Annotated in this window: 14 protein-coding genes; 6 read left to right on the top strand and 8 right to left on the bottom strand. The window is 41.3% G+C overall.

What is annotated here, in order from left to right; all coding sequences use genetic code 11:
- The first annotated feature begins 73 nt into the window (after window positions 1–73).
- Complete coding sequence (locus JEU79_RS04310) at window positions 74–820, top strand: MlaC/ttg2D family ABC transporter substrate-binding protein (RefSeq protein ID WP_198263110.1); 747 nt, start codon at window positions 74–76, stop codon at window positions 818–820.
- 73 nt (window positions 821–893) lie between these two features.
- Here the strand turns inward: JEU79_RS04310 and ntrC are convergent, their stop codons facing one another.
- The 8 genes from ntrC to JEU79_RS04270 form a co-directional block, all read right to left on the bottom strand.
- Window positions 894–2,297 (bottom strand): nitrogen regulation protein NR(I), encoded by a 1,404-nt coding sequence (ntrC, locus tag JEU79_RS04305; RefSeq protein ID WP_198263109.1) that lies wholly within the window; start codon window positions 2,295–2,297, stop codon window positions 894–896.
- The gene (gene glnL / locus JEU79_RS04300; protein ID WP_246539990.1) at window positions 2,294–3,448 is read right to left on the bottom strand and encodes a nitrogen regulation protein NR(II); all 1,155 of its coding nucleotides are present in this window, start codon (window positions 3,446–3,448) and stop codon (window positions 2,294–2,296) included. The genes ntrC and glnL overlap by 4 nt, the downstream gene beginning before the upstream one ends.
- A 422-nt stretch (window positions 3,449–3,870) precedes the next feature.
- Complete coding sequence (locus tag JEU79_RS04295; RefSeq protein ID WP_198263107.1) at window positions 3,871–5,019, bottom strand: cation diffusion facilitator family transporter; 1,149 nt, start codon at window positions 5,017–5,019, stop codon at window positions 3,871–3,873.
- A 181-nt stretch (window positions 5,020–5,200) separates the two neighbouring features.
- Window positions 5,201–7,375: a glutamine synthetase III family protein gene (locus JEU79_RS04290; RefSeq protein ID WP_198263106.1), complete on the bottom strand. Its 2,175-nt coding sequence runs from the start codon at window positions 7,373–7,375 to the stop codon at window positions 5,201–5,203.
- A gap of 415 nt (window positions 7,376–7,790) precedes the next feature.
- On the bottom strand, window positions 7,791–8,216 hold the full coding sequence (locus JEU79_RS04285; RefSeq protein WP_198263105.1) for a hypothetical protein: 426 nt from the start codon (window positions 8,214–8,216) through the stop codon (window positions 7,791–7,793).
- A gap of 114 nt (window positions 8,217–8,330) precedes the next feature.
- Window positions 8,331–8,597: a sulfurtransferase TusA family protein gene (locus JEU79_RS04280; RefSeq protein WP_246539989.1), complete on the bottom strand. Its 267-nt coding sequence runs from the start codon at window positions 8,595–8,597 to the stop codon at window positions 8,331–8,333.
- Window positions 8,585–9,646 (bottom strand): tRNA (5-methylaminomethyl-2-thiouridylate)-methyltransferase, encoded by a 1,062-nt coding sequence (locus JEU79_RS04275; protein ID WP_198263104.1) that lies wholly within the window; start codon window positions 9,644–9,646, stop codon window positions 8,585–8,587. The genes JEU79_RS04280 and JEU79_RS04275 overlap by 13 nt, the downstream gene beginning before the upstream one ends.
- Window positions 9,647–9,990: 344 nt before the next feature.
- Window positions 9,991–10,275 (bottom strand): DUF6559 family protein, encoded by a 285-nt coding sequence (locus tag JEU79_RS04270; RefSeq protein WP_198263103.1) that lies wholly within the window; start codon window positions 10,273–10,275, stop codon window positions 9,991–9,993.
- A 571-nt stretch (window positions 10,276–10,846) separates the two neighbouring features.
- Here JEU79_RS04270 and glyQ point away from each other — a divergent pair.
- The 5 genes from glyQ to JEU79_RS04245 all read left to right on the top strand — a co-directional run bounded on the left by glyQ (window position 10,847) and on the right by JEU79_RS04245 (window position 15,494).
- Window positions 10,847–11,743 carry a glycine--tRNA ligase subunit alpha gene (glyQ, locus tag JEU79_RS04265; protein ID WP_198265854.1) on the top strand — a complete coding sequence of 299 codons (897 nt, stop codon included), beginning with the start codon at window positions 10,847–10,849 and terminating at the stop codon, window positions 11,741–11,743.
- Window positions 11,744–11,808: 65 nt separating this feature from the next.
- Complete coding sequence (gene glyS / locus JEU79_RS04260) at window positions 11,809–13,887, top strand: glycine--tRNA ligase subunit beta (RefSeq protein WP_198263102.1); 2,079 nt, start codon at window positions 11,809–11,811, stop codon at window positions 13,885–13,887.
- 8 nt (window positions 13,888–13,895) lie between these two features.
- On the top strand, window positions 13,896–14,489 hold the full coding sequence (gmhB, locus tag JEU79_RS04255) for a D-glycero-beta-D-manno-heptose 1,7-bisphosphate 7-phosphatase (RefSeq protein ID WP_198263101.1): 594 nt from the start codon (window positions 13,896–13,898) through the stop codon (window positions 14,487–14,489).
- A 72-nt stretch (window positions 14,490–14,561) separates the two neighbouring features.
- A complete protein-coding gene (locus JEU79_RS04250) occupies window positions 14,562–15,242 on the top strand; it encodes a lysophospholipid acyltransferase family protein (RefSeq protein WP_246539988.1) in 681 nt (226 codons plus the stop codon).
- Between the two features lie 66 nt (window positions 15,243–15,308).
- Window positions 15,309–15,494 carry an AAA family ATPase gene (locus tag JEU79_RS04245; protein ID WP_198263099.1) on the top strand — a complete coding sequence of 62 codons (186 nt, stop codon included), beginning with the start codon at window positions 15,309–15,311 and terminating at the stop codon, window positions 15,492–15,494.
- The last annotated feature ends 65 nt before the right edge of the window (window positions 15,495–15,559 follow it).

The following is a 15,559-nucleotide window of genomic DNA, read 5'->3' as shown; positions in this document are numbered from 1 at the left end:
AAATGGAAATTACTTTCAGCTTTTGCAGGTCTTATGTACTATTCTTATTTAAAAAGAATTTTATGCGTTAAGCATGTTGACGTTGCACCTGAAATTAGAAGCAGACAATCTGGGGAAAAATATGTTTAGTTTATCGACTCTTACCAATTTATCACCAATAGGAAGGATTCTTATTCAATCCTTCCTATTGGCTATTGTTCTATCATCAATCAGTTATGCCGATGTGCCTGTGCCACAAAAACTGATGGAAGATACCTCAAAACACATGATTAATGAATTCAGAAACAATACCGATGCGATTCGTAACGATCCTCAAATCGCCTTGCAATTGGTCAACCATAATTTAGTACCAAAAATAAACTTTCCTCTCATGTCACGCTGGGTATTAGGAAAAAATTGGCGCAAAGCCACTCCCGAGCAACAAAAAAAATTCATTGTTGAATTTCAGACATTGGTGGTCAAATTCTATTCTAAAGCTCTGATTCAATTCTTATCAAGCAATGATCTCTCTGATGACATCATTACCTTCAAACCATTTCGTGGTGAGCTTAAAGGCAAATATGCTACCATTCGTTCTCAGGTCAACCCACCCAGTGGTGCAGAACCTGTTAAGGTTAATTATGATTTATACCATAGTAAAAATGGTGAATGGAAGGTTTATGATGTCTCAGTGGAAGGCATCAGCTTAGTGACCACCTATCGCTCTAGTTTTAAGCAAATTATCTCTAAGAAAGGCATGGATGCTTTATTGATGGAATTGGCAAGCAAAAATTCAAGTTCAAACAAAGCGAATGAGCCTCAAATCGCAGAAAAAAGTTAAAATACGCGAGTCTCAACCATGCTAACTTATGTTACACAAAATAAGTTAGCATGGACATTACTTCTTAGTCACTTTATTCAATATTTAATTCTTTGATCTTACGCGTCAGGGTATTTCTGCCCCAGCCAAGCAAGCGTGCAGCATCCTGTTTACGACCACCAGTGCTCTTCAACGCAACATCTATCATGATGCGTTCCATATTAGGCATTAATGTGTCCAATACATTCTCTGCACCGGCTGACAATTGAGAATCCAGCCAGAGTCTTAACGCATCTTCCCAATTGCTATTAACCGTTTCTTCAAGGTTTGTGCCTTGTAACTCCGGTGGCATATCTTCAATGTGTACCACTTGGGCGGGTGACATCACCGTTAACCAGCGACACACATTTTCCAATTGGCGCACATTGCCCGGCCAGGGTTGCTTGCTTAAAAAGATTTCACTTTCTCTATCCAGCGTTTTCTTTTCTACATTCAGCTCTAAGGCTGCCCGGTTTAAAAAATAGCTGGCCAGCAGGGCAATATCTTCCTGACGTTCACTCAGGGTGGGCATGTGGATTCGGATCACATTAAGACGGTGGAATAAATCTTCTCTGAATAAGCCTTCTTCCACTCGTTTATCTAAATCCTGATGAGTGGCAGCAATGATGCGCACATCCACTTTAATGGGTGAGCGCCCTCCCACACGATAAAATTCACCGTCAGATAAAACGCGTAATAAACGGGTTTGCAATTCTGCCGGCATATCACCAATTTCATCTAAAAATAAGGTACCACCATCCGCTTGTTCAAAACGTCCCACGCGCTGTGCCTGAGCACCGGTAAAAGCACCACGTTCATGACCAAAAAATTCAGATTCTAATAAGTCTTTAGGAATTGCAGCGGTATTCAGTGCGATAAAAGGTTTATCGGAGCGGGGACTATGACGATGTAGTGCCTGCGCCACTAATTCTTTACCCGTACCCGAAGCACCATTGATCATCACGGTAATATTGGAACGGGATAATCGGCCAATGGCACGAAAGACTTCCTGCATAGAAGCCGCTTCACCGATAATCTCTGGTGTGGCATTGTCTTGAACTTCTTTATGCTGGCGATTTTTTTCTGTCTTACGCAAGCTCAATGCGCGTTGTACTAATTCTACTGCCTCATCGACATCAAAAGGCTTAGGCAGGTATTCAAAAGCTCCCCCTTCATATGCAGAAACAGCACTATCCAGATCAGAATGTGCGGTCATAATAATGACCGGAATATCCTTGTAATCTAGTTGTAATTTTTTTAATAAATCAAAGCCATCCATGCCGGGCATACGAATATCCGTCACGATAGTATCTGGCTGTGCTTTTTTCAAAGCACTTAATACACTTTCGGCATTTTCAAAGCTCTCAACGTGTAGATCAGCTTGCTTAAATGCTTTCTCTAATACCCAACGAATTGAACGATCATCATCAATCACCCAAACTATATTTTGTTCGCTCACGTAAAACTCCGATGTGGTTTATTACTGTTATCATTGATGGGTAACAATATACTGAATACTGTATTGCCGGGTTTGCTATGACATTCAATTAGGCCGCCATTTTGACTAATCAATGATTGCGCAATAGAAAGACCAAGCCCCGTCCCTTCAGCACGGCCTGTGATTAGGGGCATAAAAATTCTTTCTTGCATATGTTCTGAAATACCTGGACCATTATCAATAATGTCCATCTTAGCGACTAATTTGTAACGCTTATGACCGATATTAAAATGCCTCATGATCCGCGTTTTTATGGTAATGGTTTTTTCCTGCTCTGAATTCGAATGGCTTTCATTCAAAGGACTATTTTTATCTTGTTCTGTCAGCGCCTGTGCCGCATTACGCACAATATTTAATACAGCTTGTATCAAATGTTCCGGATCAAAAGTAACTTCTGGGATACTGGGATCATAGTCAAAATAAATATTAACATCACGGCTTTTATCCGCTTTAAGTAAGCTTCGTACTCGCTCTGAAACTGAGTGTATATTCACCAGGGTCTGATTCGGTCGGGCATTGGGCCCTAACATCCGATTCACCAGATTTTTTAATCGATCCGCCTCATCAATAATGACTTGGGTATATTCAGTCTGCTCAGAATTTTTTAATTCTCGCTCGAGTAATTGAGCGGCACCACGAATCCCACCCAAAGGATTTTTAACTTCATGCGCCATACTGCGTAATAGGGCACGAATGGTTTCATGTTGTGCCAGTAAATTTTCTTCTCTGGAAATCCTTAAGTGCCGATCAAGCTGACTGAACTCAATGAGTAAACGCTTGTCATTTTTATCCGGCATATTTTCAGATAAAATAAGCTGCACACTGATATCAACCGTTAGCCTGCGGTCATTGATGAGAATGATACGCTCACGTTGAGTAAAGGGATGGTTACTGAGCAGAGTATCTTTTACTGCAGTAATTAATGCTTCATCGGTAAGTAGTTTACTGATGGGCTTTGAAGTAATTTTGTTGGAACTAACGCCCAAGAGCATTTCAGCGGAAGGATTAATATAAAGTACATTTAATTGACTATCGAGCAATACCACGGCTGTGTTTAAATTATCCAGCACTGTTTCAGCAAATTCATATTGCTGTCGTTTAGAGCTGTTCACCATTTAATTATCCACTGCACCATTAGCTAGTCCATTGTTTATGCGTCATTTTGCTTCAATGCAATAATTAAACCAACGTTTATAAAGATAATAGTATATTTTTAAGCTGTTGTTTTAACTATTATTTTAACTAGAAAACAATGATTTATCATTCATTATGAAGCTTATTGGATACTTTATATTTATTATAATGCTCTTTTATGGTGCGAAGATCTATTAATAGTTTGATTGGCTAGGTAATGCCATACCTGACCACCACCGCCATCAGACATTCGTTGTCTTCCATTGCGGTTCTTGAGCTAAAAGTATTTGAGGTAAAAATGGCAAGAGTAGAATATATGGCTTAGTTTTTCCTAGAGGTCACTATTCGGGGTGCACCCTATTTGTGCAACAAATGTCATTTTGCACAAATGGGGTGCATTTTATCGATATAATAATTCTAATTTATCAATATAATCCAGTTTTTCGACCGATGAAACAAAGTGCTTGGCAAGCAAGGCGGGTTCTTCAAATGACGATAACACCGATAAGGGCATAATGATTTGTACGCTGACTTTACCGTATAAGTAATGTAGCGTCACTTCCTCAATGAGTTTAGATTGTTCGATATCGGCCCATAACTGATCTAAATCAGATAATATTTCTTTTCTTAAAGGCAGGTTTGAACAAGTAGAGTCTTCTTCATCATCTTCCGGGTCGATATGAACCAATACCTGGGAAATATCGGGGAATTCTTTAGTGAGTTCTTTGCTTACTTCATCACTGATACGATGACCTTCGGAGACACTCAATTGGGGGGCTACTTCAATGTGTACGTCCAATAAGGCTTCAGCGCCCATTTGTCGAGTACGTAGCATGTGCATGTGTCTAACACCGGGGATTTCGGTAATGTGTGAACTAATAAAGCGCACTTTTTCACCATCAAGTCCCTTATCAACTAATTGCTCTATGCTTTCTTTAGCAATATCCCAACCAATTTTAGCAATCATCATTGACACAATCACAGCGGCAGCAGCATCTAAATAGGGGATACCGGAAATACTGCCGATAATACCGACTAAAACGACGATAGATGAAATCGCATCACTGCGATGGTGCCAGGCATTAGCTTTGAGAATATTGGAATTCAGCCGTTCAGCATAAACAAGCGTATAACGGTAGAGTGCTTCTTTGGATAATACCGAGAGTAAAGCCACCCAAATGGTCATGCTTTGCGGAGTAACGATATCACCGCTCGTTAAGCGATCTAGGGCATCGATAACAATACCGATACCAACAGCAATAAGAATACCACCCAATACCGCAGCGAAGGCGGTTTCGATTCTAGCATGGCCATAGGGGTGATCTTCATCAGGACATTGATTGCCTTTTTTGGCCGCAAAAACGACTAGCGCATCACTGAGTAGGTCAGAGAAAGAGTGGATACCATCAACGATTAAAGCATGGGAGTGACCGATTACACCAATAACAATTTTTAGCACTGCCAGGATACAATTGATTACTGCGCCAACTATAGTGACTTTGGCAGTGATCTTATAACGATCTTCAGAATGATTCTTTTCGGTTGTCATATTTTTGTGGTAATGCTTAAAGCTTCAAACTAGGGAAAAAGGTTCAAATCGATGTGATTTAAGGTTTAGATCATACGTGATTTAACAAAAAAAGCCACTATAAATAGTGGCTTTTTTATTGTACAACCTTATCAGGCTTGAACTATTTTACTGACTCAAACTTGATAATATTACCTGTTATTTACTTGATAAATAACATTTCATGGTACTTAGGTAGAGGCCATAATTCATCAGCAACCACTGTTTCCAGAGTATCTGCATGAGTACGAACAGCAACCATTAAACCAAGAATAGTATTGGCAAAGTATTGTGTATGCTCATCCGTGTCAGCAAAATCTTCTTTTGCCATGGCTTCTTTCAAGTTTGCCACTTCAGTCATCATCGCACTGGCTTCAGTTGCAACGGTCATCGCAATGGAGTTGTCCATTTCGATACCCATTTCGTTTAAGCCGGAGTTGGTCATTGTCAATTCAGATAAATAACGGGTTGCTGCTGGATAAATCATGGTTGTTGCCATATCAACAACCAGCTTCGCTTCTACTTCAATAGCAAGAATATACTGTTCTGCATACACTTCGTAACGACTCTCCAGTTCTATAGGAGAAAGTACGCCAGTGCTAGAGAATAATTCTTTAACTGACTCTTCTTGCAAAGCTGGTAAAGCATCAGCAGTCGTCGGAATGTTTTTCAAGCCACGTTCTGATACGGCTTTTTCATGCCATTCGCTCGAATAGCCGTCGCCACCAAAAACGACGTTGCCGTTTTCTTCAATCAGTTGCTTCAAGACTTCAATCACAGCAACTGTTTTATCCGTACCACCACTTAGCGCACCTTCTAATTTATCCGCAATCCAGTTCAGTGAATCAGCAAGCATCGTGTTCATTGCCACCAGAGGTCCAGAAACAGACTGAGCTGAACCCACTGCACGGAACTCAAAACGGTTACCAGTAAAAGCAAAAGGAGAAGTACGATTACGATCACCAGGATCACGTTCGAAGTTCAAGATTTGAGACAAACCTAAGTCCATTTCACCACCGGCTTTACTTGGGGTCAATTTACCTTCTTTAATGTCTTCATAGACTTTTTCTAATTGCTCACCTAGGTAAACAGAAAGAATCGCAGGAGGTGCTTCGTTAGCGCCTAAACGATGGTCATTACCTGCAGAAGCAATAACTGAACGCAATAATGGACCAAACTTATGTACGCCACGAATAACCGCACCACAAAATAATAAGAAGTTCAGGTTATCATGAGGTGTTTGACCGGGATCTAATAAATTACCCTGAGTCGCATTACCGACTGACCAGTTAACGTGTTTACCTGAACCATTGATACCGGCAAAAGGCTTTTCGTGTAACAAACAAATAAAGCCGTGCTTCTTAGCGGTGGCTTTTAGAGTGGTCATTAATTGCTGCTGGTGATCAGCGGCAACATTGGCTGCTTCAAAATAAGGGGCAATTTCAAACTGACCCGGTGCCACTTCATTGTGGCTGGTCTTAGCGGGAATACCTAATTTATAAAGTTGATCTTCGATGTCCTGCATATAAAGTTGAACGCGGGCAGGAATAGCACCAAAATAATGGTCATCAAATTCTTGCCCCTTCGCAGAAGGTGCACCAAATAAAGTTCTACCCGTTAATAATAAATCAGGGCGGCTATTGGCAAAGTTTGAATCAACTAGGAAGTATTCTTGCTCAGCACCACAGCTTGAATTCAATGGTGCGATATCTGTTTCGCCCATTAAAGATAGTACCCGGCTACCGGCTTTGTTCATTGCATCGTTAGAACGTAGTAGAGGAATTTTCTTATCTAAAGCTTCACCCGTCCAAGACATAAAAACACTTGGAATCATTAGAGTCGCACCGATTTCAGTTTCCTGAATATAAACCGGGCTAGTGGGATCCCATGCAGTATAACCACGTGCTGCATTAGTCATACGGATACTACCATTAGGGAAAGATGAACCATCTGGCTCGCCCTTAATCAATAAACTACCGGTGAATTCTGTAATGGCATTACCATCAGAATTGGTGATAATAAAACCGTCGTGCTTTTCAGCAGTCGCATGTGTCAGTGGGTAAAAAATGTGTGAGTAAAATTTAGCACCTTTAGAGACAGCCCATTCTTTCATTGCTGCTGCAACAATATCAGCATTGGATGAATCTAGCGCTTCACCTGTCTGTACTGTTTTCTTAATGGCTTTAAAAGCATTTTTGGAAAGAGAATCTTCCATTTTTGCAAGATTAAAGACATCACTTGCCCAGATCTCACTCAGAGTACCGGCTTTTTCCATTGCTGCGCTTTCACGATTGGTAATTTGGTAAATTGCCTGAAGGCGTGACTCATTTCCACTCATTGCTTATTTTCCTCTACTGTAACTAATAGATAGCTAAAAAATTTAGCTTGTATGATCATGTTAACTTTAAATCTTTTGAGCAATTATTGTACCACCATTGCCCAAAGCTAATAACGGCATTCTTTAAGGCGTCATTAAACGAATCACCATATCAAAACACAGTGTTCTTTATACTCAAATCTGGTTTTTTTGCCCTAAAACAGTGCGAAATTCAGCGCTGCTTTATAATTAAGGACTAGAATCATACTGCGATTTTCATCAAAAGCCAAATATAGCCGTGATACTTGGGCGTACAATCATTCTTTAATTTTTATAAAGAGGTCTTTTCTTGGCCAAAAAAAGCCATCACATGAAATTCAGGTGACGGCTTTTTTAAGCTAAACTAAGCTGAGATAAGTCTCAGCCTATTAAGCACTTATTTTGCAGCAGGCGCAACTGGTGCAGGTGCTACAGGAGCGGGTGCAGCAACAGGGCGAGGATAATAACCATATCCCTGCTGTTGGTTAGCATAGTTGTTATAACCATTAAAACGGTTATTCATGTCATTGCTACCATTATAGTTGCTATAAGCATTACCATAAGCTGAACCTTTAGTGTTGCCTTTGCCACGACCGCGACCACGTGCTTTGATAGTGATTTCAAAATCACCATCCATATCACTGTCCATGCTACCATCACCCCAACCATTGCCATAGCCATTACTAGAAGCATTGTTGTTCATGTTGTTATAGCCATTGCCATTCCAGTTGGTGTTTGAATTGCTGTCATCACCCCACCAAGCACTTGCTGTCATAGAAGCAATAGAGGCTGCGATAGCTGTAGCGATCATTAATGTTTTCATTTTATACTCTCCAGTACGTTTTTTATTTTAATGTGTAAATTCCTTACAACATGCGCTCAGTATATTAGATAGTATTAATATAAGCAACATTTAATATTCTTTTTTTAGATTTTTTTATTCTGTGTCATGATTGACCTTGAGGGTGATAATAACTTCAAGATCCTGCTCCTTAATCGCCAGGACTTCATGACCATTAATGCGACACCAACTAGGAATGTCCATTTTAGTACCCGGATCGGTACAGGTCACCGTCAGCAATTCACCGCTTGCGAGTTCCAGCGCAGCATCCTGAGTACGGATCACCGGCAGAGGACAGAGCAAGCGGCGAGCATCCAATTGATGTGCTTCACTGTAGTTTTCATCGATACTCATATTACCCATTCCCTTTTAATCGCATCGGCAGCCATGGGTGCAATCGTATGTTCCTCTTCAGTGCCATTTGCCTGACGCACTTTTAATATCACTTCCGAGGCATTTTTTCCCTGACTATAACGTGCCACTAAGCCCAAAGCCTGTTGCAGTTCTTCATCACTTTTAAATACACCATCAACCAGACACAAAGCACCATGATGACTGGTCGGAAAAATACTGACAAATTGATTTTTGTAGCCTTGCATAAAGTTGTTCTCACCCTCTTCACGACCAATGATCACTTTTAAGTGCGATGCGAGGCGGAAATGACGTCCCATTTTTAGCATAATAATATCATCCAGCTCATATTCACGGGTCGGACGATTGGTCCACATATCCTGCAACTTGACGGCATAATTTTCATCGGTCAGCATACAACAACCCCCTGCAGGCTGGGCATAGTCTTTGAATCCATACTGAGCCGCCAGGGCCATTTGTGGCTTACGGGTACGGCCATTAAAATCAAACATTTTGTCCCGATCCAGCCAACCCTCACGCTCCGGCAAGGTCGCAGGTAATTGCTGTGCGCTTAAGGGTCTGACCAGCAAGTCATCACTTCCAGATTCTTTGGCAACAATCGGCATGGTTTCCCGACGCTGTGACATCGGACGCTGCCCTACCACTTCACCTGTTATAATGAAGTCAAAGTCATTTGCTTTGATCCATTCCACTGCTTTTTTCACCATAAAGGTTTTACAATCTAAGCAGGGATTAACGTTTTTGCCATAACCATGCACTGGGTTTAGTAATACGTCTTTGTATTCCTCAACCACATCAATGATATGCAGTTTAACGCCCAACTGCTCAGCCACCCATAAGGCATTATTACGTTTTTGCTTATCCTTATGTTTTTTTCTAACGGCATGCGTATGACCTTCAACACAAAAACCGGTAAAAAAGTTAATCCCTTCAACATGGATGCCCTGTTCCTGTATGACTTTGACCGCTAACATGGAGTCCAGACCACCGGAGATTAAAGCCACGGCTTTACGTTGTTTTTCTGCTGCTTGTTGTTTCATAAACGACCGCTCTACTCATACTTTATATTAGGAATAAAAAATCAAGCGGCTATTATAACGAAAATTTGCTTAAAAAGAGACCAGTTATATAAGTGGGATACGATATAAGATTCAGGGACGCTATAACGCCCCTTTATTAAGAGGAGAGGAGAGGAAAGGTGATGATTAAAGCTTGATAATAGCCTAATTAGTGCTCATCCGTAAATAGGTTTTTTATATAAAGAACCGTAGGGTGGGCATGGCTTTATCTGCCCACGCTGACTCAAGCGCTTATTATGAACACTTTCAGCGTGCCCACCCTACGGTCAAAATTAACAAATAATTTTAGAATAAACGGATGGACACTAATTAAAAACGCTTTTGTTTAAAGTCACTCTGGGCAAAGGGGCATTAGAACGATGCACATTACTTTTTTTACGAAAAGCGATAATTTCTTCTTTGCTGAGATACATTTCATAAGCTAACTGTCGGTGCTCCACACACAAACCCGCCTTACGAATAGCAATAGTAATTTGAGTCGGTGTATATTGCACTCGATCGCCATATAAGGCACGAAGCTGATAGGGGAGCTTGCTATGGTAGGCTCGTTGAGCTAGATATTGTCGGGTATTGGCAAGCAATTTAAGCATGATTAACCCCATTATTTATAACAGCGCTATTCACAACAGTTCTTTCAAGATCACTATTGTGCTTCATGATGTCATTATATTGCTTAGATAACTTTCGATCCCAAAGCCAGAAGGAAATCTGACTTCTAATCTGTTCTTTAATGGCTCTTAGACCAAATTGTGGTCGCGATACCGCTGAATACTGCTCGATAACCATAATACCTCCTTGTTTTACCTGATTGGCTCTTAGCCAATCAGGACTTTGCTGGTTCTCTGCGGCTCTGCTCCGCTTTAAATGAATGCAGTTTTATTTTTCTTTTCATCCATTTGTCTACTGCTCAGTCTAATGGATCTAACTTTTATGCAAAGATTGGGGAATACCCGCCAGCACCAAAGAACGTGATGAACATCACAAAATAAAACAACTTTAAGCCGTGGAATTTATTTGTCTTATAAGTCAGTTAAACCTACAGCCAGTGATGGATTTAAGGTATAATTACGACCATTTTTATGCACCCAACTTTAATAAACTCATTAGAAAACAAATAATACAATGTCTAAATCGTCTACAAATATGCCTTCATCCGATCCCATGGATGTGTCTACCTTTCAAGGTCTGATACTATCCCTACAAAACTACTGGGCAGAGAAGGGCTGTGTCCTACTGCAACCCTATGATATGGAAATGGGTGCAGGCACCTTTCACCCCGCTACTTTTTTGCGCGCCATTGGCCCTGAGCCCTGGAGTGCAGCCTATGTTCAGCCTTGTCGTCGCCCGACAGATGGCCGCTATGGTGAGAATCCTAACCGCCTGCAACATTATTATCAGTTTCAGGTAGTGATTAAGCCGTCACCACTGGAAATTCAGGAACTGTATTTGGGCTCGTTGAAGATGCTGGGCTTAGATCCTTTAGTGCATGATATTCGTTTTGTTGAAGACAATTGGGAATCGCCCACGTTAGGTGCCTGGGGTTTAGGCTGGGAAGTCTGGCTTAATGGTATGGAAGTCTCACAATTTACCTATTTCCAACAAGTGGGCGGTCTTGAATGCAAGCCCGTTACCGGTGAAATCACTTATGGTCTAGAACGGATTGCCATGTATCTACAGGGTGCAGAAAGTATCTATGATCTGGTCTGGACTGATGGTCCCTTGGGCAAAGTCACTTATGGTGATGTTTTTCATCAAAATGAAGTCGAAATGTCGACCTACAATTTTGAACAAGCTCCAGTTGATGCTTTGTTCACCCAATTTGATCACCTAGAGGCAGAAAGCAAACGCTTGATTGAAGTCAATCTGCCCTTGCCTGCTTATGAAATGATGGTCAAGGCCTCTCATGCATTTAATCTGCTGGATGCCCGTCATGCAATTTCAGTCACCGAACGAGCACGCTTTATTGGCCGGGTTCGGGGCTTGTCCAAAGCCATTGCTCAGGCCTATTATGATCGTCGTGAAGCCTTGGGCTTTCCTATGCTGAAAGCTAAAGCTTAAAAACTAAGGCTTGAAAAGCATTTGTAGCAATTTACTATCGTGTTAAACATATAAGAGTTAAAACCGTGTCAGATAAAAAAGATTTACTCATAGAATTAGGAACTGAAGAGCTACCACCAACGGCATTAAAAGGCTTAATAAAAGCCTTTAAAAATGGCGTGGCAAAAGGACTGGATGAAGCGAATTTAAGCTATGAAACAATAAAATCCTATGCCACGCCACGTCGCTTGGCGCTCTTAGTCAGCCAATTAGATGTTTGCTCACCAGACAAATCCATCGAACGCCGTGGTCCGGCATTACAGGCGGCCTTTGATGAAGAAGGCTGTCCAACTAAAGCGGCTCAAGGTTTTGCTCGCTCCTGCAATGTTGAAGTAGAGCAATTGAGTAAATTAGAAACCGATAAGGGTGCTTGGTTGGCCTATACCCTTTCTGAGCAAGGCAAGCCCAGCGAAGCATTAATTCCCGCTATTTTTCAGACCGCCTTAGATAAACTGCCTATCCCTAAGCGTATGCATTGGGGCGATTTAGATGCCATGTTCGTGCGTCCTGTCCATTGGGCAATCCTTTTATTGGGTGATAAAATCATTGAGACCAAAGTACTGAGCGTATCAACGTCCAATACCACAAAAGGCCATCGTTTTCACAGTCCTTTAAACATCACGGTCTCAGCTCCTGCTGATTATGAAGCATTATTGCTCAATCAGGGTATGGTGATTGCTGATTTTGATAAACGCCAAGCCCTTATTCGTCAACAAATTAATGACAGTGCAGCCACCGCTGGCGGTACTGCAGTCATTGATCAAGATTTACTTGATGAAGTCACCAGTATGGTGGAATGGCCAAAAGCCATTATGGGTGAGTTTGAAGCACATTTTCTCGATGTACCTGCCGAAGCATTAATTTCAGCAATGAAAAAGCACCAGAAATATTTCCACTTGCTGGATAAGGATGGGCAGCTCATGCCGTATTTCATTACCATCAGCAATATTGAAAGCACTGACCCCGAACAAATAAAAAAAGGCAATGAAAAAGTGATTCGCCCACGTTTGTCCGATGCTAATTTTTTCTGGTCACAGGATAAAAAAGCCCCTTTATCTAATCATCTAGAACGCTTAAAAACCGTCGTCTTTCAAAACAAGTTAGGCACTGTCTATGACAAAACCCAACGCGTTACCCAATTAGCCAGTATTATTGCTCAGTCTTTGGGTGCAGACGTCAAACAGGCAGAACGCGCAGCGCAATTAGCTAAATGCGACCTGATGACCGAAATGGTTAATGAGTTCCCTGACCTACAAGGCATTATGGGACGCTATTATGCACACAATGACGGTGAAGACGATGCCGTTGCCATCGCTTTGGATGAGCAGTATATGCCACGCTTTGCTGGTGATCAAACACCTGCTAGCAGCATCGGGCAATGCCTATCCATTGCTGAACGCATTGATACACTGATGGGTATTTTTGCCCTAGGACAAATCCCCAGTGGCGACAAAGATCCTTTTGCACTAAGACGTGCCGCCCTAGGCTTATTACGCACCATCATTGAGAATAAATTAGTCCTGGATGTGCCCGCATTACTCGCTCAGTCGGCATCACTTTTTCCCGCTGACATTGAAGCCGCCAAGGCTTGTCAAAGTGTTTATAAGTTCATGCTGGATAGACTCAAAGGCTATTTCGCTGATCAGGACATTAGTATTGATGTATTTGATGCGGTATTGGCACTCACACCGCCTCAACCTTATGACTTTGCCTGCCGTATTGAAGCCGTTAAACAGTTCAAGCAATTAGAAGCGGCCGAATCTCTCGCAGCAGCGAACAAGCGTATCGCCAATATCTTGAAAAAGTTAAAAGGTAATATACCCACGGCGATCAATGCAGACTTATTTGTGGAAGCCGCAGAAAAACAATTAGCCGAGCAATTAGAGAGCATCACTCAAAAAGTAGCGCCACTCTTAAAAGCATCACAATACACTCAGGCATTAACAGAGTTGTCCGAACTAAGAACAGTTGTTGATACTTTCTTTGATGATGTGATGGTAATGGCCGATGACGAGGCACTGAAAAACAACCGTATTGCCTTGCTAGGACAATTACAGGGACAGTTTATTCAGGTAGCTGATTTATCATTATTACAAGCTAACTAAAACCGTCCATGTCACGCTTAATTATTTTAGATCGCGATGGGGTAATCAATCAGGATTCGGATAATTACATCAAATCTGTCGCTGAGTTTATACCCATTCCTGGTAGTCTGGAAGCCATTGCCCGTTTATGTCAGGCAGGCTATTCAGTGATGGTAGCAAGCAATCAATCGGGCATTGCACGACAATATTTCAGCCTTGAAACCTTAAACGCCATGCATGATAAATTACAGTCCTTATTAGCACCATTGGATGCTAAGATTTCCGGCTTTTATTTTTGCCCGCATGGCCCCGATGATCACTGTGACTGTCGTAAACCTCAACCGGGTTTAATCAATCAAATTGCACACGATTTTTTTACTGATGCAACAGCCGACATTTCACAACAACTGATTTCACAACAACTGACTGACGTATTTATGGTAGGTGATTCACTGAGTGATTTAAAAACAGGTCGCACTGCCGGAACTAAAATAGCACTGGTAAAAACCGGCAAGGGTTTGCGGAGTTTAAAAGCCATTGCCGAGGATCGCTCCAAAGAATTTTCCCAATTGCCTGTTTATAATGATTTAGCTGATTTCACTCAACAGTTATTAGAAACTTAAATATTAGAAACTTAAAAAGACATTAGAGAAGTAACTATGCCTTATATCCGCTCAACCATTTACTTAGCTTTTATGTGGATCACCATCCCTATTGCCACCAGTATTTTTTTATTGGCCTACCCGGTGCCCTATAAATATCGTTCAAAACTCATTTCCAGTTGGTCAAGTGCAACCTTGCATGTACTGCGTTTTATTTGTGGACTAAAATTTGAAATTAGTGGCAAGGAAAACATTCCTGATAAGCCCTGTATCATTTTTTGTAAGCATCAATCCACCTGGGAAACCATGGCCTTGCAATTACTCTTCACTCCCCAAGTTTGGGTGTTAAAACGTGAATTATTATGGGTACCTTTTTTCGGTTGGCAACTGGCATCAATGAAATCCATTGCCATTGATCGCAGTAGTGGTAAAAAAGCCTTGAAGCAAATTGTTGAAGGGGGCACACGACGCCTCGAAGAAGGCAATTGGGTGATTATTTTCCCCGAAGGTACTCGCAAACGTCCCGGAGATAAGCCCGATTATAAAATTGGTGGTGCAATGCTAGCCAACAAATCAAATTTTGATGTACTGCCGATTGCCCACAATGCCGGTGAATTCTGGCCCAAGGGACAATTCGTTAAAAAAGCTGGCACCATAAAAATGGTCATTGGCCCAGTCATTAAAAGCAGCGAACTCAGCACCAAGGAAATTCATAAGGCCGCTGAACAATGGATAGAAAGCACCCAAAATGCTATCTATGAAAAAACCTATTAAATAAATCCGCTTTGAGTATGTAAGTGACAGGGGTATAGTAGTGTTCATCGTATAGGGAAGCAAACAATGAAAACATCAAGCCTGTATATTGCCTCTATGGAACCTCATTCTGGAAAATTGCTGATCACTCTGGGCATGATGGAATTGCTCAGTCGAAGAATTGATAAAGTTGCCTTTTTTCGCCCTGTGATAGAAGTAGCTGATGGTTTAAACAATCTTGATTACCCACAAAGCTCCGCCATATTTCGATAATTATAGTATAATTATACTATAATTATACTATAATTATACTATAATTATACTATAATTATAGTATA

It is taken from the genome of sulfur-oxidizing endosymbiont of Gigantopelta aegis (assembly GCF_016097415.1).
GTDB lineage: Bacteria > Pseudomonadota > Gammaproteobacteria > GRL18 > GRL18 > GRL18.
This window is presented reverse-complemented; position numbering and strand designations above follow the sequence as displayed.